At 63.1% G+C, this 18420-nt stretch carries 14 protein-coding genes; 3 read left to right on the forward strand and 11 right to left on the reverse strand.

Annotated features, from left to right (window positions below; genetic code table 11):
- Positions 1-72 precede the first annotated feature (72 nt).
- Positions 73-984, forward strand: a complete 912-nt coding sequence (locus tag NLY37_RS16700; RefSeq protein ID WP_023696882.1) for a LysR family transcriptional regulator — start codon at positions 73-75, stop codon at positions 982-984.
- An 11-nt stretch (positions 985-995) separates the two neighbouring features.
- Here the strand turns inward: NLY37_RS16700 and NLY37_RS16705 are convergent, their stop codons facing one another.
- The 9 genes from NLY37_RS16705 to NLY37_RS16745 all read right to left on the reverse strand — a co-directional run bounded on the left by NLY37_RS16705 (position 996) and on the right by NLY37_RS16745 (position 11861).
- Positions 996-1178, reverse strand: a complete 183-nt coding sequence (locus NLY37_RS16705) for a hypothetical protein (protein WP_023714001.1) — start codon at positions 1176-1178, stop codon at positions 996-998.
- A 65-nt stretch (positions 1179-1243) separates the two neighbouring features.
- The gene (locus NLY37_RS16710; protein WP_023741006.1) at positions 1244-3562 is read right to left on the reverse strand and encodes a Tex family protein; all 2319 of its coding nucleotides are present in this window, start codon (positions 3560-3562) and stop codon (positions 1244-1246) included.
- 114 nt (positions 3563-3676) lie between these two features.
- Entirely contained in the window at positions 3677-4858 is a 1182-nt protein-coding gene (locus tag NLY37_RS16715; RefSeq protein ID WP_023686323.1) for a serine hydrolase domain-containing protein, read from the reverse strand.
- Between the two features lie 33 nt (positions 4859-4891).
- Positions 4892-6088 (reverse strand): serine hydrolase domain-containing protein, encoded by a 1197-nt coding sequence (locus tag NLY37_RS16720; protein WP_286440093.1) that lies wholly within the window; start codon positions 6086-6088, stop codon positions 4892-4894.
- 62 nt (positions 6089-6150) lie between these two features.
- Entirely contained in the window at positions 6151-7185 is a 1035-nt protein-coding gene (locus tag NLY37_RS16725; RefSeq protein ID WP_023741004.1) for an ABC transporter substrate-binding protein, read from the reverse strand.
- A 23-nt stretch (positions 7186-7208) separates the two neighbouring features.
- On the reverse strand, positions 7209-8009 hold the full coding sequence (locus tag NLY37_RS16730) for an ABC transporter permease (protein ID WP_023671766.1): 801 nt from the start codon (positions 8007-8009) through the stop codon (positions 7209-7211).
- Complete coding sequence (locus NLY37_RS16735; RefSeq protein ID WP_023691712.1) at positions 8002-8922, reverse strand: ABC transporter permease; 921 nt, start codon at positions 8920-8922, stop codon at positions 8002-8004. The genes NLY37_RS16730 and NLY37_RS16735 overlap by 8 nt, the downstream gene beginning before the upstream one ends.
- Positions 8923-8924: 2 nt before the next feature.
- A complete protein-coding gene (locus NLY37_RS16740; RefSeq protein ID WP_023691713.1) occupies positions 8925-10025 on the reverse strand; it encodes an ABC transporter ATP-binding protein in 1101 nt (366 codons plus the stop codon).
- 156 nt (positions 10026-10181) lie between these two features.
- The gene (locus NLY37_RS16745; RefSeq protein ID WP_023741002.1) at positions 10182-11861 is read right to left on the reverse strand and encodes an amidohydrolase; all 1680 of its coding nucleotides are present in this window, start codon (positions 11859-11861) and stop codon (positions 10182-10184) included.
- Between the two features lie 277 nt (positions 11862-12138).
- On the opposite strand from NLY37_RS16745, the gene NLY37_RS16750 reads away from it, so the two are divergent.
- Both NLY37_RS16750 and NLY37_RS16755 read left to right on the forward strand, forming a co-directional pair.
- Positions 12139-12792, forward strand: a complete 654-nt coding sequence (locus tag NLY37_RS16750) for a TetR/AcrR family transcriptional regulator (RefSeq protein ID WP_023686329.1) — start codon at positions 12139-12141, stop codon at positions 12790-12792.
- A 24-nt stretch (positions 12793-12816) separates the two neighbouring features.
- Entirely contained in the window at positions 12817-13848 is a 1032-nt protein-coding gene (locus NLY37_RS16755; protein WP_023741001.1) for a histone deacetylase family protein, read from the forward strand.
- Positions 13849-13935: 87 nt separating this feature from the next.
- Here the strand turns inward: NLY37_RS16755 and NLY37_RS16760 are convergent, their stop codons facing one another.
- Both NLY37_RS16760 and NLY37_RS16765 read right to left on the reverse strand, forming a co-directional pair.
- Positions 13936-15129 carry a TMEM43 family protein gene (locus NLY37_RS16760; RefSeq protein WP_023741000.1) on the reverse strand — a complete coding sequence of 398 codons (1194 nt, stop codon included), beginning with the start codon at positions 15127-15129 and terminating at the stop codon, positions 13936-13938.
- 30 nt (positions 15130-15159) lie between these two features.
- Positions 15160-18099 carry a M16 family metallopeptidase gene (locus tag NLY37_RS16765; RefSeq protein WP_286440095.1) on the reverse strand — a complete coding sequence of 980 codons (2940 nt, stop codon included), beginning with the start codon at positions 18097-18099 and terminating at the stop codon, positions 15160-15162.
- Positions 18100-18420: the final 321 nt, after the last annotated feature.

An 18420-nucleotide genomic window follows, 5' to 3' on the forward strand; every position in this document is an offset into this window, starting at 1 on the left:
GGCTTATCCGCCTTCGCTTCGGAAAAATCAAACAAAATTGCATCACCGATCAATGAGGTTTAGTAATGGATAATGAACGTCCAACGCCGGCTTTTGCCCAGCACCAGCGCCCTTGCCGCCTTCGAGGCCGTGGCCCGCCTTGGCTCCTTCACCGCTGCCGCCCAGGAACTCGATTTGACCCAAGGGGCCGTCAGCCGCCAGATAGCCCTTCTGGAGGAACAGTTCGGCCGCCGGCTGTTCGAGCGCGACAGCCGCAATGTTCGGCTGTCCACGGCGGGCGAAATCTATGCCGAAGCCGTGCGGGCGGCACTCGGGCAATTGCGCGACGCCGCGCTCGGATTGATGAGCAATCGGCATAGCGGCATGCTGAACCTCGCCATCCTGCCGACCTTCGGCACGCGCTGGCTGATGCCGCTGATCCCGGATTTCGTCGCAGAAAACCCTGACATCACCATCAACTTTGTCACCCGCATAGGCCGCTTCGACTTCGCCCGCGAGCGGCTCGACGCCGCCATCCATCATGGCCAGCCGGACTGGCCGGACGCCGATTCCACATTGTTGATGCGCGAAACGGTGATGCCGGTGGTCTCGCCAGACTTCCTTGCCAGCCGCGACATCACTGCTGCGGCCGACATCAGCCGCCTGCCGCTGCTGCACATGGCGACGCGTCCCGGGGCCTGGGGCGAATGGTTCGAGGAACAGGGCTTGAGCGCACCGATCGGACCCGGCATGCAGTTCGAGCAATTCGGCACCGTTGCCCAAGCCTGCATGGCGGGGCTTGGCGTCGCGCTCCTGCCGCAAGTTCTTATCGCCGGCGAATTGCAGCGCGGTCAGCTCGTGCCGGCGCCGGGACAGCCGATGCAAAGCCGCAGCGCCTACTACCTCGTCGTCCCGAACGACAAGCGCGGCCACCCGCCCGTCGTCAGCTTTCGCGACTGGCTGCTGGGCCAGGTTGAGAAGGAACCGGCCGTTCTGGCCTGGTAGCTACTTCCGCTTCATCGGCTCGGTTTCCGGCTGGAAGCGCAGCGTTTTTGCGACTTGCGTTCGGCAACTTTCGCATCGAGCTTGCTTTTGATCCGGGCGAAAGCCTGGTCTCCATCGACCGAACTGCCACTCGCCATGCCCCCGTCCCAAAGACGCCCCAACTCTTGGACACTCACTTTCTCGAAACTTGCCATATCGCGCGTATCTCCACACAAGGATGGTAGATAACGCTCTAGCGATTGCAAGGAACCATTCGAGGCTACTTCCGCTTCAAGGCATCGGCCAGCGCCGCACCAAACGCACCCTGCGCCGGCTGCTCCGGCTGGCGCCGCGGCATCGGCGAAGGTTGCGCCGGCTTGCCGCCGCCATTGTCGCGCGGCCCCTTCGGCGTCCCGCCCTCGCCGCCGTCCTTGCGCATGGACAGCGCGATGCGCTTGCGCTTGATGTCGACATCGACGACCCGCACCTTCACCACGTCGCCGGCCTTCACCACCTCATGCGCGTCCTTGATGAAACGATCGGCCAGTTGCGAGACATGCACCAGCCCGTCCTGGTGCACGCCGATATCGACGAAGGCGCCGAAGGCAGCGACATTGGTGACGGTGCCTTCCAGAAGCATGCCGGGCTTCAGATCCTTGATGTCGTCGATGCCATCGGCAAAGGTTGCGGTCTTGAAGCCGGGGCGCGGGTCGCGGCCGGGCTTTTCCAGCTCGGCAATGATGTCGCGCACCGTCGGCAGGCCGAACCGTTCGTCAACGAAGACGCGCGGATCGAGCGCCTTGAGCGCGGCACTGTCTCCCATCAGCGAGCGCACATCGCGACCGCAGGCGGCGACGATCTTCTTGGCCACGCCATAGGCTTCCGGATGGACCGACGAGGCGTCGAGCGGCTCGCTGCCATTGGCAATGCGCAGGAAGCCTGCGGACTGTTCGAACGCGCGCGGTCCGAGCCGCGCTACCTTGAGCAGCTCCTTGCGGCTGGCGAACGGCCCGGTCGCATCGCGATGCGCGACAATGGCGTCGGCAAGCGAAGCGCCCAGGCCTGACACGCGGGCCAAGAGCGGCGCCGAGGCGGTGTTGAGATCGACACCGACGGCATTGACCGCGTCCTCCACCACCGCTTCCAGCGAACGGCCGAGCCGATACTGGTCGACATCGTGCTGGTATTGGCCGACGCCGATGGATTTCGGCTCGATCTTGACCAGTTCGGCGAGCGGGTCCTGCAGGCGCCTGGCGATCGACACCGCACCGCGCAGCGACACGTCGAGCCCGGGAAACTCAGCCGCCGCTGTCGCCGAGGCCGAATAGACCGAGGCGCCGGCCTCGCTGACGATCACCTTGAGCGGCTTTGGCCCACCATCCGAAGGCATGTCGGACAGCATGTCGGCGACCAGCTTTTCAGTCTCGCGGCTGCCGGTGCCGTTGCCAATCGAGATCAGCTCGACCTTGTGCAGGCGGATGAGCTTGGCGAGTTCCGCCTGTGTGCTGCGCACATCGTTCCGCGGCGGAAATGGATAGACCGTCGTCGTCGCCAGCACCTTGCCGGTGCCATCTACCACCGCGACCTTGACGCCGGTGCGGATGCCGGGATCGAGTCCCATGGTCGGCCGCGAGCCGGCGGGTGCTGCCAGAAGCAAATCCTTGAGGTTGCGTGCAAAGACATGGATCGCCTCTTCCTCCGCCCGCTCGCGCAGATCGCGCATCAAATCGAGCGTCAGGTGCAGCGAAAGCTTGATCCGCCAGGTCCAGCCGGCGACTTCCATCAGCCAGCGGTCGCCCGGCAGGCTGCCGCCGATGGCGTAGGCATTGGCGATCATCCGCTCGACCGGCTTCACCGGCGAGGCATGGTCGGCATCGACCTCGATGTCGAGCGACAACACCTCTTCGTTGCGGCCGCGCAGCATGGCCAGCGCACGGTGGCTCGGAACATTTGCCCAACGCTCGACATGGTCGAAATAGTCGGAGAATTTCGCCCCGGCCTCCTGCTTGCCGTCGACGACACGGGCACGCATGAAAGCGCGCTCCTTCATGTAGGTTCGCAATTTGCCGACCAGATCGGCATTTTCCGCAAACTGTTCCGACAGGATGTCGCGTGCGCCTTCCAGTGCGGCCTTGGCGTCGGCCACATCCTCGGTCACATAAGCCAGCGCCGCCTCGGCGGGCACCAACGACCGGTTGGCCAAAATAGCCTCCGCCAATGGCCCCAGCCTGCGCTCCCGGGCGATCTCGGCCTTGGTGCGGCGCTTGGGCTTGTAGGGCAGGTAGATGTCTTCCAGTTCAGCCTTGGTGGCGGCAGCCACAATTTTGGCCTCAAGTTCGTCGGTCAGCTTGCCCTGCTCGCGAATCGAACCAAGGATCGTATCGCGCCGCGCATCGAGCTCGCGCAGATAGGCCAGCCGCTCGGCAAGGTCGCGCAATTGCGTGTCGTCGAGCCCGCCGGTGACCTCCTTGCGGTAGCGCGCCACGAACGGCACCGTCGCGCCCTCATCGAGCAGCCCTATAGCTGCCGATGCCTGCTCCGACCGCGCCCCGATCTCTGCCGCGATGATGGATGCGATGCGTTTGCTGTCTGCTGCCATGCTGGTCCCTGTCGCAAAGAGCGGCGACCATAGGCGCTGATGTCCGTCCCGCCAACCGCAGTGTTCTCAAGCGTCAAAGAGGTCCACAGGAAAGCGCCTTGCTTTGGCTCGTCCTCAGACCATCCCGCTCAGCGCCTCGAAAAAGGCAACGATCTCGCGTTCGAGCGGATAATCTTCAGGCACCGGCTGCGACCCCATTTTTGCAATCACCACTTCCGTCTTCGGGTTGACGTAGAGCCATTGGCCGTGGATGCCGATGCCGCAGAAGGCGCCGTTTGCCGCCCCCGTCTGGTACCATTTGTTACGGTAACGGCCCTTTGGGAACAGATGCACCATTGTGCCGCGCTGCCAGGCCTCCGCGCTGCCGCCGGCAACGGTCGTATCGCGCACCCAGCCTTCTGGCACGATGCCGCGGCCATTGGCCGTGCCGCCCTGCCGCATCATCTCGCCGATACGCGCCAGGTCGCGCGGCGTCACCGAAATGCCGCCGGCGGTGCGCGCCGTACCTTCCATGTCGACGCCGATCGAAGCCTCGCTGACAGCACCCAGCGGTAGCCACAGTTTCTCGCGCATGAGGTCCGGGAAGCGCTGGCCGGAAGCTCGTTCGAGCAACAGGCCGAGCAGATCGGAATTGGGCGAACGGTAGCGGAAGGTTTTGCCGTGCGGTTCTTCGAGCCGCTGCAAGGTCAGAATGAATTCGCGCAAGCTTTCAGTGCCGCCGCCCGGATTCCACAGCGTAGCGCGACGGTAACGAGCAAAGGCGCTTTCGGGATCGAGATAGGCCTCCTCGAAGTCGAGGCTGACGCTCATATCGAGCACATGCCGGCAGCTTGCATCGGCATAGGCCGAACCGGCGGCTTCCGGAATGTACTGGGTCACCGGCGCTTCCGGGTCGAACACGCCCTCGCCTTCCAGTATTCCGGCGATGATCGCGGTGACCGATTTGCTGATCGAAAAGATGATGTGACGGGCGCCGAAATCCATATTGGGCGCGAACCAGTCGCCGATGACCTTGCCAGCCTTCATCACCGTCAGCGCGTCGCTGCTCGAACGTGTGAGGAATTCGGCCACCGTTTCCGGGGCGCTGGCGATCGAAACCTTTTCGCCGAGCAGGCCGCTCAGGTCCCGCACCGGCGCTTCGACGCTTCCCGGCGTCGCCGCCACGGGAGCGGTCGGCACCAGCTCGCCAAGGTTCTGGAACGACCAGCGGTTGAACGGGCTTTCGCGCCAGTTGGAGAGCAGCACCTCATTGCGGGCAAAGCCGTAGCGGGTCTCGAACGCAGTCTTGCCGGTCATGAACGTTTCCTCAGAGGGATGGTTTGTTGTGGGTCAACCAAGCGCCTTGGCGATGGCGTGCACCGCCTTCAGCGTTGCCACCGAATAGGCGACATTGCTGAAATCCGGATAGGTCGAAAGCTTGACCACGACCATGCCGGTGTCCCAGTCGATATGGATCATCTGCCCGAACACGCCTCGGCACATCAAAGCGCGCGTGCGCGGATTCTCGATCCAGAACTGGTTGCGATAGCTGCCCTCCGGCAGGCTCGGATTGAAGTCCGGCCCATGCTTGCCGTTGCGCGTCGCCTCGATCCAGTCGGCCGGCACGATGCCGCGGCCCTTGTCGAGGATCAACTGGCCGAAGCGGGCGTAATCGCGCAGCGTCGCGTTGAAGCCGCCATCGGCCAGCGCATAGCCGGCGCTGTCGACCGTGAAGCAAGCGCTTTCGTCGGCGCCGAGCTTCTGCCACAGCTCCTCGGACACCAGCTGCGCCAGACGTTTACCGGTGACCCGCTCCATGATGAAGGCAAGCACGTCGGTCTCGATCGAGCGGTACTCGAACGCGGCGCCATGCGGCCGCACCTTGTCCTTCAGCTGCAGGATCAACTCGAACAGATGCGGCGGCCATTGGAAATCCGGATCGCTGTCCGGCGGCACCGGCTTCCAGCCCGTGGCGACATCAACCTGGCCGATGTCGGAGTAACGGTCGGTGTATTCCTCGGAAAACCGCACGCCGGTGGTCATATCCAGCACATGCTGCACGCTGGCGCCGTCCCAGCCGGTCGCGCCGAGCTCCGGCAGATAGGCGCTCACCGGTTTGGCCGGGTCGATCAAGCCGCGCCCAACCAGAATACCGAACACGGTGCCTGTTACCGACTTCGCCATCGACTGCGACAGATGCAGCGTGCGCTCGGCCATGCCGTTGAAATAGCGCTCATAGGCGACCTTGCCGTCTTTGAGCACCAGGAAGCCGTCCGTGTAGGTCTCGTCGAGCAGGCCAACGAGCGTCGTCGGACGGCCCTTGCTGTCTTCCACCGGCAGCGCGTCGAGATCGGTCTCTGCGCGCTCAAGACGATGGCGATGGCCATTACCGCGCCAGACCTCGATGGTCGGCAGGAATTCGCGGATGTGTTGGAAGGCCCAGCGATTCCATGGCGGCCGGTCCCAGTCGAGCTTCGGCAGCACCATTTGAGGCGGCGAGCCCTGCATGATCGACGGCCGCGGATCGCTGTTGCGATAGGAGTCCATGAAAGCCATTCCGGAAAAGAAAAGACCCGGCGGCGCATGCCGCCGGGTCTGTCAGACTGCGGTTATTTCTGCAGTTCGGTCCAGATCTTGGTGTAGATGTCCTGGATCTCAGGCGCGCACATCTTCTGGAATTCGCCTTGTGCCTTCGCAGCCTCCGGAATGACGACTTCCGGGGCATCCTTCATATCGGCCGGCATGTACTTGTCCGAGCCGGTAATGGCGTTTGCGTAGCGATGGAAGGCCGAGAGGCCGGCCGCGTTTTCCGGATCCATGATGAAGTTCTGGAACAGCTTGGCGTTCTCGACATTTTTGGCTTCCTTGAGAACGACGACGTTATCGCTCCACAGGCCGTAGCCTTCCTTCGGATAATTGTAATGGATGGCCGGATTGGCCAGCCGCTGACGCAGCGCCGAACCGTTCCAGTCGCTGGTCGCCTTGAAGTCGCCGGCGCCCATCTTTTCGATGGTGTTGTATTCCATGGCGATCCAGTTCGGCTTGGCCGCGACAAGCGTGTCGCGCACCTTCTTCAGCACCGTCTTGTCGTCGGTGCACTGCTGGCCGCCGACATATTTGATTGCCGCGAAGATAACGTCATTCATCTCGGGAACGACATTGGTCTTGCCCTTCAGCTCGTCCGGCGTGTTGAAGATGATGCCCCAGCTGTCGGCTGGTCCCTTGTAGGCATCGGTGTTGACGACGACGCCGACGGTGCCCAGCGCCCACGGCACGGAATATTTGCGGCCGGGGTCGAAGTCTGGATTGGCCCATTCCGGCGCCACGTTCTTGAAGTTCTCCATCTTGCCCGGATCGGTCTCCTGCACGAGGCCCTCCTTGATCCAGATCGGCACGTAGGTTTGCGACGGAACGGCGATGTCGAAGCCGGTGCCGCCCTGGCGTACCTTGGCGAGCGCCGTATCGTTGGAATCGTAATCGGTGATGGTCACCTTGACGTTGTATTTGGCTTCGAATTTCTTGATCACGTCGGGGCTGGTATAGTTGCCCCAATTGTAGATGTTCAGCTCGCCATCGGCGCTGGCCAGGCTCGTCGTTGCGAGCAGCGCCAACCCGATGGCGGCTGTCGTTGTTTTCCAGTTCATGGTTTTAGCTCCCATTTGTCGGTTCAGTCTCTTTTCCTGCTGACGAAGAAAAACAACGTGACGATCGCGACCGAAAGCAGCAGGAAGGCGGTCGATATCGCGTTGATCTCAGGCGTGATGCCGCGGCGGATCTGGCCGAGCATGTAGGTGGGCAGCGTATCCTGGCCGCCCGATTTGACAAACTCGGTGATGACGACGTCATCGAGCGAGATGACGAAGGCCAGCATCAGTCCGGCCAGTATGCCGGGCCACAAAAGCGGCAGCGTGATGCGGCGGAAGGTCTTCCACGGCGTCGCGTACAGATCGGCGGCCGCGCGCTCCAGCGTCAGGTCCATGTTTTCCAGCCGCGCCCGGATCGGCAGATAGGCGAACGGGATGCAGAACGCCGTGTGCGCGGCGATCAGATAGCCAATGCCGGAATAGCCGGTGAAGATCTTGATGCGCGAGAAGAAGATCAGCAGCGCCACGCCGGTGACGATCTCGGGCACCATCAGCGGCTGGTTGATCGCCGCATATTTGAAGGTGAGGCCCGGATAGGACGCGGTGCGCGTGGTGGCGAGCGCGGCCATGGTGGCAAAGATTGTCGACAGCACCGCAGCGACGGCGCCGATCTGGAACGAGCGTAGCGTCGCGTCGATAACTTGCACGTTCTGCCAAGCCGACTGGAACCAGCGCATCGAAAAGCCGCCCCATTCCGACGTCGAGTTCGCCGCGTTGAAGGCATAGGCGACCAGCACGATGATCGGCAGATAGAGCACGATAAAACAGGTCGCAGCGATCACCGTGAAGCCGGTCTGGTGCTTGATGGAAAAGTTCTTAGCCATGCCGCGCCCCCGACTTGCCGGCATTGCGCACATAGGCAAGCAGCGCCACCATGACGATGATCATCACCGTGATCGACAGCGCCGAGCCGAGCGGCCAGTTGCGGCCTTGGCCGAACTGCAATTCGATCAGGTTGGACAGCATCATATTCTTGCCGCCGCCAAGCACGCTCGGCGTCACATAGGCGCCAAGGGCTGGAATGAAGACCAGGATGGAGCCGGCAATGACGCCGGGTTTGACCAGCGGGAAAATGATCTTCCGCAATACCTTGAATCGGGTCGCGTAGAGGTCGTAGCCCGCCTCGACGAGGCGAAAATCAAGCTTCTCCATGCTGGCATAGATCGGCAGCACCATCAGCGGCAGATAGACATAGGCCATGCCGATCAGAATCGCCGTGTCGGTGAAGAGGATCTGCACCGGCGCTGAAACGATACCAAGCTTGATAAGGATGGTGTTGATGATGCCTTCGTTGCGGATGATCTGCAGCACGGCGAAGGTGCGGATCAGAAGGTTGGTCCAGAACGGAATGGTGATCAGGAACAGCCAGAGATCCCTGGTTTTCTCGCTGCGCGTCGCCATGAAATAGGCGGTTGGAAACCCCAATGCCAAAGTGGCGATCGTCGTTATCACCGCCAGCTTGATCGAGCGCCAGAAGATGGTGACATGCGCTGCCGCAAGCGAAAGCGTATCGTCGAAAATGTCGCGTTCCATGAACACCGACAGCCAGGCATCGGGCGAAAACTGCCACTTCACATCGCCATAGGGGCCAGGCGTCAGGAACGAGTAGATCAGCACGATCAGCAAGGGGCCGGTCGCGGCGAGGAAGATCACCAGCAAGGCTGGCGCTGACAGCAGCCACCGGTCGCGCACATCGCGTCGCTCCGCTGCCTTGGCGACTTGTTCCGCGGTCGCCATCATCAGTCCTTCAGCACTTGCGCGGCGTCGTTGCCGATCATGATGCCGATCTGGCCGCCCTGCACGAAGCCGTCACCGGCGCCGCGGCTGTTCTGACGCCGCACGATGAACGGCTCGCCACCGGCAAGGCGCAGATGGAAGTGCGTGTCGGTGCCGAGATAGACGATGTTTTCGACGGTACCGGACAGCGAAGCGCTCGGGCTGGCCGTGCCCAACTGCGCATGCTCTGGACGCACGACGATGGTGACCTTGCCGCTGGGGCTGAAGCCTTCCGGCAGCGAGGCTGGGATTTCCACACCAGACGGCAGCTTCACCGTCGCCCGGCCACCAGTCGCGCTAACCACATCCGCCTTGAGGAAGTTCGACTCGCCGATGAAGTCGGCGACGAAACGCTCGGCCGGCCGGTCGTAGATGTCGCGCGGCGAGCCGACCTGCAGGATCTTGCCCGACGACATCACCGCGATGCGGTCCGACATGGTCAGCGCTTCCTCCTGGTCGTGGGTGACGAAGATGAAGGTAATGCCGGTCTCGTGCTGCAGCCGCTTCAATTCGATCTGCATTTCCTTGCGCAGCTTGTAGTCGAGCGCCGAGAGCGGTTCGTCGAGCAGGAGCACCTTGGGCTGCGGCGCCAGCGCCCGGGCGAGCGCCACGCGCTGCTGCTGGCCGCCGGAGATCTGGCTGGTTCGGCGACCCGCCAGCGCCTCCATCTTCACCAGTTTCAGCATCTCGGCGACGCGCGCCTTGATCTCGGCCTTCGGCTTGCCCAGCATTTCCAGGCCAAAGCCGATATTGTCGGCGACCGTCATATGCGGGAACAGCGCGTAGGATTGGAAGACGGTGTTGACCGGCCGCTTGAAGGGCGGCAACGGCGCGATGTCCTGGCCGTAGAGGAGGATTTCGCCGGCGGTTGGAAAGTCGAAGCCGGCAATCAGCCGCAGCAACGTGGTCTTGCCGCAGCCGGATGGTCCCAGCAGGGTGAAGAACTCATTCTCGCGGATGGATACCGAGACCGTATCGAGGGCAGCAACCTGCCCCTCACCCGATCCGAAAATTTTACTGACGTTTACGACTTCAATTGCATTCCGATCCGGTTTTTCCGGCACGATACGCCTCACTGTTGACCCCGCTCTTGCTGGCGGAATTTTTCCCCTGTTCGATGTGACCACACGGCCGGTAGGTTGGCAAGTCCGGCATTGAATCACAGTTCAGTCGGTCATTTCGTCTTGCAAGCGGCAAGCTGTGCAAGCCGCATGCCATTGTCAGGCCTGGTAGATGACCTTGCCACCGCAGACCGTCGTCACCGGCCGCAGCTTGTGTAGATCGGCCGGCGCCGTCTTCTCGATATCGGCCGACAAAACCACCAGATCCGCCATATAGCCGGGTTTCAGAACGCCTTTGCGATGCTCGGCGAATTCGGCATAGGCGCCCTCGACCGTGTAGGCGGCCATCGCTTCCTGCAGCGAGAAACTCTGGTCAGGATCGCCTTCTGCCCATGGTTTGCGCTGCACTGCCGCCTGAATGCTCAGGATCGGGTCGATCGCCGCCACCGGCCAGTCCGAGGCGAACACGACATGGGCGCCGGCGCTTTTCAGGGTGCGCCAGGCATAGCTCAGCGGCCAGCGGGCCGGCCCGATGCGTGACACCGTCGGCTCCAGCGGAAAATCCATGGCGCCGGGCGGATGCGACGGCTGCATCGAGGCGATGACGCCGAGTTCGGCAAAACGCGGCACGTCGGCTGCTGTGGTGACCTCGATGTGCTCAACCCTGTGCCGGCTGTCGCGCTTGCCATTGACCTTCTGCGCCGCCTCGTAACCGTCGAGCACTGCGCGCACCGCGCCGTCACCGATCGAGTGCACGGCGATCTGCAGCCCGCGTTTGTCGATAGCCACGGCGAGATCGATAAATTGCTGCGGCGTGAACAGCGGCTCGCCGACCCAGTCGGGACGATCCGCATAGGGTTCGACCATAACAGCGGTCCAGGAATCGAGCACGCCGTCATAGAACACCTTGACCATGCCCGATGACAGCCACTCACTGTGGTAGCGCTCGGCCATGACGGACGCCTTCTCGAGCATGTCGAGTGTCATGAAATTCTTGTAGTGGAACGGGATCTTGACGCGGCAGGGCAATCCCTCCTCGGCCTCGATCTCGGAAAGCAGTTCGAGCTGATAGAGATTGCCGTCCATGTTCTGGATCGAGGTGATGCCGTGGCGCGCGCACCATGCAAGCCCGCGCCGCATGATGTCACGGTCAGCGGCCCGCTCGGCGGCCGACGGCATTGGGTCGGGCTCACCGCCGGTCGACAGCCCCAGCCGCACCCGGCTTTCGCCGGCAAGGTCGAGCACCGGACCGAAGGCCTCGCCCTCGCGCAATTCGCCCGCGGCCAGGCCGTCGCCACCCATCACGATCTCGTTGCCCGGACCGAGCGTGCGTCCCTTCAGGATGCCGGCTATCTCCAACGCCTTGGTGTTGGCCCACATCGTATGGTGGTCGGGCGCTGCCATGCAGAAGGGGCGGTCGGGCAGGATGGCGTCGAGATGATGGCGTGTCACCCGCTCGTCGCCGAGCACGGTGTAGTCGACGCCCTGGCCCACAAGCATTTTCGCCTCGGGCCGCGTCGTTGCGTAGTCGCGGATGGCGCTTTGAAGCGCCTCGAAGCCATGGATACCGCCGAGTTGAAGATGCGCGAGCTCGGCCCCTCCCGAGAACAGATGCATGTGGGCTTCGATGAAACCGGGCAGGACCGAACCGCCCTTGGCGTCGATCACCTCTGTGGTCGTTCCCTTGAGTTTTTCGATGGCGGCGTGGTTGCCGATGGCGATGATGGCGCCGTCCTTGACGGCAATCGCCTCGGCGGCGGGATTGTCATCGTCCATGGTCCGCACGCGACCATTGATGACGATCAGATCAGCATTTTGACCCGCACCCGTGACAGACATCGCGACTCCGCGCTTTTGACGACTGGCTGAGACCGACAACCCTCTTGTCCGACAAGCTGCCACTCCGCTGGAGCGGCGTTATCGGACGAAAACTGATGCCAGTGCGCTGCTTCGAAATTCCCCTTGTGATCTCTCAAAACAGCGTGGATAGAAGAATGCGACTAATTATTCGCGTTTGTCAACGTGCCGAATTTCGAATGTATTGTGGACAACACACCACGCCAATGTTGAGACCGGGACCTGTGTTGAAACCGGCAGGGAACGAAGGCATCAATCCGTGAAGCGCAGTCTCAGCCGCGAAACCAGGATGGCGCTCGAACCGCGCAAGCAGCCGCGGCAGGAACGGTCGAGCAAGGTGGTCGACCGGATACTCGACGCGGCTTTGATCCTGACGCGGGAGCAGGGAACCAAGACGCCGACGACGCTCGCCATTGCCCGGCGCGCGGGCCTGTCGGTCGGTTCGGTCTACCAGTACTTTCCCAACAAGGAAGCCATTCTCCTCGACCTCGCCCGGCGCTGGCTGTCGTCGTTTCCCGAGGTGATCGCCAGGCGCATCGAGGTCACCCCACCCACCAACCGCGACGAGTTTCGGCAGGAGGTGCGCAAGCTCTTCATCGATACCTCCAGAATATATCTCGAAAACGCCACCCTGATGCCGGTGATCGAGGCGATATCCGGCAATGCCGACCTCAGGCCGATCCAGGACGAATATGACGAGCAGATCATCGCGCTTTACGCCGCGTGGCTGCAGCATGTGAACCCGGCCCTTGAAGACAAGATCGCCAGCCGACTCGGCGTGCTGATGATGGATGTCGGGCACGCCTGCCGGCTTGTGGGGTTGAAGCGGGATCGCAAGACATACGACCTCATCGAGGACGATGTGGAAAGAATGTGGCTCGCTCTGGTCACCCCCTATCTCAACCTTGACTGATTTCGCTATTTCGAGAGGAAATTCATGAAGACTGTCTATTCGCCGCTTCATGCCGGCCATGCCGGCCAGATGGAACTGGTCACGTCGGCAATCGTGCCGGGTTTCGAAAAGCCGTCGCGGGCCGAGTTCATCAAGGCGCGGGTCGAGAGCGAGAAGCTGGGGCCGATCATCGGACCGGTCGAGCACGATCTCACAGCCGCCAAGCGCATCCACAAGGCCGACTATATCGACTTCCTGCCAACCGTCTGGCCGGCGTGGAAGGCCGCCGGCCTCGATGGCACGGCGATGCCCTTCACCTGGCCGACGCGCGGCCTGCGCGGCGACGTGCCACCCAAGCGCGTCGACGCCTTGCTCGGCTACTATTCCTTCGACGCCGGCGCCACCTTCGTCGAAGGCACATGGACCGCGATCAAATCGTCCTATGACGTGGCGCTGACGGCGGCGGCCTTGGTCAAGGGTGGTGAGCGGTCGGTCTTCGCGCTTTGCCGCCCGCCCGGCCATCACGCCGGTGCCGGGTTCATGGGCGGCTACTGCTACATCAACAATGCTGCGGTCGCCGCGCAATGGTTCCTCGATCAGGGCGCAAAACGCGTCTCGATCCTTGACGTCGACTATCACCACGGCAATGGCACGCAGGAGATCTTCTATGAACGGGCCGACGTGCAGGTTCTCAACCTGCATGGCGATCCCATGGTGGAGTATCCGTTCTTCCTCGGCCATGCCGATGAACGCGGCGCCGGCGCCGGCGAAGGTTTCAACGTCAATTATCCCATGCCCTTCGGCACCAATTGGGACGCCTGGAACGCCTCGCTGGAGGATGCCTGCGTCAAGCTCGCCACCTACGCCCCCGATATCGTCATCGTCTCGCTCGGCGTCGACACCTTCGAGAAGGATCCGATCAGCCAGTTCAAGCTGAAAAGCCCGGACTATCCGAAGATCGGCCGGCGCATCGCAAAGCTCGGCCTGCCGACGCTGTTCGTGATGGAAGGTGGCTATGCCGTCGAGGAGATCGGCATCAACGCCGTCGGCGTGCTGACCGGCTTCGAGGACAAGTAGGAAAGCAATTCCAGGATAAGTGTGAGGCGGTTTTCCGGCCGGAATTGCGCCAAGGAGATATGGGGCGGCTCCGGCCGCCCCGACCATCTAGGCGGCCGCAGCCGGGTTGGGTGCAACCACCGGAACGGCTGGCCTTCGCGACCGGCCGATGCGGTAGACAATCACCGCCGCAATCACGCCTGCCGCCAGGATGGCGAGCGCCAGCAACGGCCGGTACCAGAACCAGGCAATCGCGATCGTCACCGTGCCGACCAGGATCGCCAGAACGAAGGCGATGATGCCGGTGCCCATCCGCGCCATGCTGCCGAGGAAGGGTATGACGTCGAGGATCACCCCGATCGGGCTGAGGAACAGCGCAAAGCCTATAGTCAGCAACAGCAAGCCGGCGCCGCGCAGCAGCCAGGTGATCAGCGTGTTGGCGCTGACCGCGTCGGCGAACATCTTTTCGGCCGGGACGTTGCCGGTATCGACCATCAGCAGCGCATCGCCGGCTTGCGTCTGGTAGGGCTCGAAGCGGCTGCCGGCCTGGCGCGCGATGATACTGATCACGCCCAGCGGCGCCAGTTCGTAGCCGATGCGATAGTCACCCAAAGCGGGCGTCGTATTGTCATTGCCGAGAAAAATCTTGCCATCGACGATGCTGAGCGGTTTCGTTCCGGTATAGGCAGCCTTTATCGCCGCCGACTGGTCGGCTGAGAGCGAATAGTCCTTGTCACCCTCGATACGGTCCAGCACCGGCGTATCGAGATCGAAGGCGACAAGCTTGCCCTCAGGAATCTGGAAGGTCCGGCCGTGGATTTCCATCGGCGGATTCTGGTGGCCGTCCGGCTTCTTGAAGTCCGACGAGTCGATCTGGCTGTCGTCCCACACCTTGGAATAGCTGTAGGTGGTCACCGTCTCTTCGCCACCGCCGAGCTTCTTGGTCGTCTCCGACTTGGACTCTTCCTTCCACTGATACATCTCGACACTGCGCGACAGCCGCAGCCCTTGCGTGGCGATGCCGAAATCCGGATCCGCCAGGCCGCTGTCCGCCGTCACCAGTCCGCTGACATGAACCAGCTTGCCGTCATTGGCGGTATCGACGCTGTCGGCGCCGACCGAAACCACCGCTCCAGAACCTTCGGCCAGCGAGCGCGCCGTCTGCACGGCGCGGCCTTCGTTCCAGAACAGCCCGATCACCATCAGCACGATCAGGATAAGGCCGAAGATGACCCCGCCGACCGCGCGCTTGATCCGCCCGAACCACGAGACGGACGTTACTTCCCGAAATGAATCGCTCATCGTTTCCCCCGAAACAAAGTTATCCCAAAATTACAACGCCGCCGGCGGCTGCGCGTTTAGCCCGTCAATCGGCGTGGATCTGCGCGCCGCAATCCCTTTCGCCGGCGCAGGCGTGCACCGCGCGCGTCGTGCCGCCATCCCAACCCGCCACGGCGAGGCAGACAGCGGCGCCTGGCGATTGCCCCCGAGAAGATCGAGCGCCCGCATCGCCGTCTCTTCACCAGCCTCGTCACGCTTGACGATCTCGACGTCCTTGAGGCCGATCGCGGCAAGCTGCGGCATCACCACATCGGGGTCGCCCGCCACCACGATCAGCGACGGATCGAGCGACGCCAGGGCCAGCGCCTGTTTCTGAACCGCATCGAGCGTCAGCTTTGTGCGCGCCGCCATGCGGGTTTGCTGGTCCTCCAGCGTCGATCCGCTGCCGACCGCGCCAATCAGCGAGGAGAACAGACCAGCCGACGTCTCGGCCGATCCAGCCAGCGCCCGGCGATAGACAGTCACCGTGCGGTCGACTTCGTCCTGCGCCACCGGCAAGGTGGTCAGGCCGGCAAATCCTTTCAGGATTTCGGTAATCGCCGGCCCGGTGTTGGCGCGCTCGACGGTGGTTGCCACGACCAATCCCGAGCCGGCCTTCATCGGGCTCATCAGATAGCTCGACACGCCATAGGAGTAGCCCTTCTCCTCGCGGATCACCGAATTCAGCCGGCTGGAGAAATCGGCGCCAAGCAGGTTGGAGACCGCGGTCGATTCAGCGCGCTCGCTCTCGTCGGTGCCGGGCGCCGGCCGCGCCACGAACAGCGCCGACTGGCTGGCGCCGGGTTCGGGCACCAGCAGCACTTTCTGTCCCCCGTTGAAATGCGCCGCCGGCGACGGCTCGACGGCATAGCCGGCGGTGTCGCTTGTCCACGCGCCGAATGCTTTTTCAAGGCTGGCGGCGACGGTCGCGACCGGCATCGGGCCGACGCTGTAGAAGGTCACCGCCTTCGGCGTGAACTCCGCCTTGAATGCGTCCCTCGCCTCGTCGAGCGAGATCGAGGCCAGCGCCTTTGCCGACCAGTCCACCGCTGCCTTGCCCGGCACCTGCGGGATCAGCGTCGCCTTTGCCATGCGGCCGGCAACGCCGGGCAGATCCGCCTCGCGGCCGTTTAGCCAGTCGACTGTCTGCGCCATCAGCACCGTCCATTCGGTCTTGTCGAAACGAGGCTTCAGCACCGCGTCGGCGAGCAGGCCAATACCCTGGTCGAGCTTTTCCGGCGGCACGCCAAGCGTCATCATCGTGGTCAGCGTTCCGGCCTGGTGGCCGACGCCGGCGCCGATGTCGCTGGCCGCCTTGGCGAAATCAGCCGAGCCGCGATCGGCGGCCCCGCGTGTCGCCATGCTTGCTGCAAGCTCCAGCAATCCCTCCTTGCCTTCCGGCACGCTGTTCCAGCCGCCGGCGGCACTGGCCGCGACATACACCATCGGCGCTTCCGGCATTGTGTAGTGGACGAGTTTGATGCCATTCGAGAGCGTCGCCGTTTCCATGGCGGGCAGTGTTGCCGAAGGCGCTTGCTCGGCCGCATGCTTCGGAATGTCGATCGCCGCTCGCTCCGGCGCGGTGAACGGCTGCGGTGTGCCGGACGAGCCGATCAGTGCATCGGGATAGCCGCCGCGCGGGCCGGGCTTCAGCACCAGTATGCTGGCGTCTTCCGGTTTCAACAGCCGCTTCATCGTTGCCTCGACATCCGCCACGCTGGCGTCCTTCACCCGCGGGTCGTCGACCAGCGCGCTCTGCGCATCGCCGAGCACGTCGGCATTGTAGGAGACGACGCCGGCGCGATCCTTCAGTGCTTCGCTGCCGAGCCGCGCTGCCTGCAAGATGCCCGTGCGCGCACGCTCGACATCGACCGGATCGAGCGGGGTCTTCAGGAAATCCGCAAACGCCGTTTTCATCGCGCTTTCCAGCGCTTCCGGCGCCACACCTTCGGCGGCACCCGCCTCGAACGTAAAGCGGCCACCGAGCAGACCGCCGGTCCAGCTCGCGCTGGCATAGGTGGCAATGCCCAACTGCGAAACCAGCCGGTTGCGCAAAAACCCATATTCGCCGTTGCCGAGCAGTTCGGCGGCAATGCTGAGCGCACCATTGTCGGGCGACTGCGCCACCGGGCCACTGAAGCCGACCACGACGATGGGGCTTGGCACACGATCCTCGAGCACCAGCTTGAGCCGGGCCTGCGTCGGTGCCGGCACCGCGGGCCGCGCCACATCGGCGCCGCGCGCCACGCGGCCGAACGTGTCGGCAATCAGCGCCTTGGTGTCGTCGATCTCCAAGTCACCGACCAGCACCAGCACCGCATTGTTGGGCAGATAGTAGCTGTTGAAGAAACCCCTGACATCGTCGAGCGTCGCCGCATCGAGATCGGCGACCGAGCCGATGACCATGCGGCTATAGGGATGCGGCTTCGGGAACAAGCCGGACCAGAAAGCTTCCCAGCCGGATGCGCCGGCCTTGTCGAGCACGTTCTGGCGCATCTCGTTCTTGACCACCGAGCGCTGCAGATCGAGCTTGGCCTGAGTCACCGAGCGGCCGAGATTGGCCATGCGGTCTGCCTCAAGCGACAAGATCATCGGCAGTGACGACGACAGCCCGTCGACATAATAAACCGTGCCGTCCTCGGTGGTCCAGGCATTGATCTCGTTGCCGAGTGCGGCGTGCGCGCCGAACACGTTCGGCCAGGCCGGCGTGCCGGAAAACATCAGATGTTCGAACAGATGCGCAAAGCCCGAGCGTCCCGCGGGTTCATTCATCGACCCGACGCGGTAGCGCAGGTTCATCACCACCTTCGGCACGCGATGGTCGGGCACCAGCACCACCTGCAGCCCGTTGTCGAGCGCATAGGTAACGGTCGGCTCAGCCTTGGCGGGCGCTGCCATGCCGGCAAGAACCGCAAGCACCACCGTGAACGCCAGGAAAACCTGCTTCATCATGACCCCCGATGCTGATGGCCGCGAGCAAGCGCCGCCAAATCCGCCGTATGACCGAAGGGATGCCCACCCCTCCCGGCTGCCGAGACCCTATCGGAATCGATCGGCCCTCGATACGGCAGTATCGCAACACCCTCTGGCTTTTTCGTGTCGGCGTTTCAGGCCTTTTGCGGCGGAAAAGGCCGCGAAAGCCGCCCCTGAGTCGCTTGAGTCCAATAATATTGATTTTGTCAAATCGCGTTTGATGTCGGATTCATCTGCGGGTAGATTAGACCCGAATCAGCCGGTCCTTGGGGGGCGCGGCAACCACCCAAAGTCTCAAGT

Origin of the sequence: Mesorhizobium sp. C395A, assembly GCF_030323205.1 — a bacterium.
Lineage (GTDB): Bacteria > Pseudomonadota > Alphaproteobacteria > Rhizobiales > Rhizobiaceae > Mesorhizobium.

Excerpts from the sequence above, each read along its gene's own strand:
- NLY37_RS16710 (WP_023741006.1), bottom strand. The coding sequence starts at position 3,562 with ATGGCAGCAGACAGCAAACGCATCGCATCCATCATCGCGGCAGAGATC.
- NLY37_RS16705 (WP_023714001.1), bottom strand. The coding sequence starts at position 1,178 with ATGGCAAGTTTCGAGAAAGTGAGTGTCCAAGAGTTGGGGCGTCTTTGG.
- NLY37_RS16765 (WP_286440095.1), bottom strand. The coding sequence starts at position 18,099 with ATGATGAAGCAGGTTTTCCTGGCGTTCACGGTGGTGCTTGCGGTTCTT.
- NLY37_RS16700 (WP_023696882.1), top strand. The coding sequence starts at position 73 with ATGAACGTCCAACGCCGGCTTTTGCCCAGCACCAGCGCCCTTGCCGCC.
- NLY37_RS16730 (WP_023671766.1), bottom strand. The coding sequence starts at position 8,009 with ATGGCTAAGAACTTTTCCATCAAGCACCAGACCGGCTTCACGGTGATC.
- NLY37_RS16725 (WP_023741004.1), bottom strand. The coding sequence starts at position 7,185 with ATGAACTGGAAAACAACGACAGCCGCCATCGGGTTGGCGCTGCTCGCA.
- NLY37_RS16745 (WP_023741002.1), bottom strand. The coding sequence starts at position 11,861 with ATGTCTGTCACGGGTGCGGGTCAAAATGCTGATCTGATCGTCATCAAT.
- NLY37_RS16755 (WP_023741001.1), top strand. The coding sequence starts at position 12,817 with ATGAAGACTGTCTATTCGCCGCTTCATGCCGGCCATGCCGGCCAGATG.
- NLY37_RS16760 (WP_023741000.1), bottom strand. The coding sequence starts at position 15,129 with ATGAGCGATTCATTTCGGGAAGTAACGTCCGTCTCGTGGTTCGGGCGG.
- NLY37_RS16735 (WP_023691712.1), bottom strand. The coding sequence starts at position 8,922 with ATGGCGACCGCGGAACAAGTCGCCAAGGCAGCGGAGCGACGCGATGTG.
- NLY37_RS16715 (WP_023686323.1), bottom strand. The coding sequence starts at position 4,858 with ATGACCGGCAAGACTGCGTTCGAGACCCGCTACGGCTTTGCCCGCAAT.
- NLY37_RS16720 (WP_286440093.1), bottom strand. The coding sequence starts at position 6,088 with ATGGACTCCTATCGCAACAGCGATCCGCGGCCGTCGATCATGCAGGGC.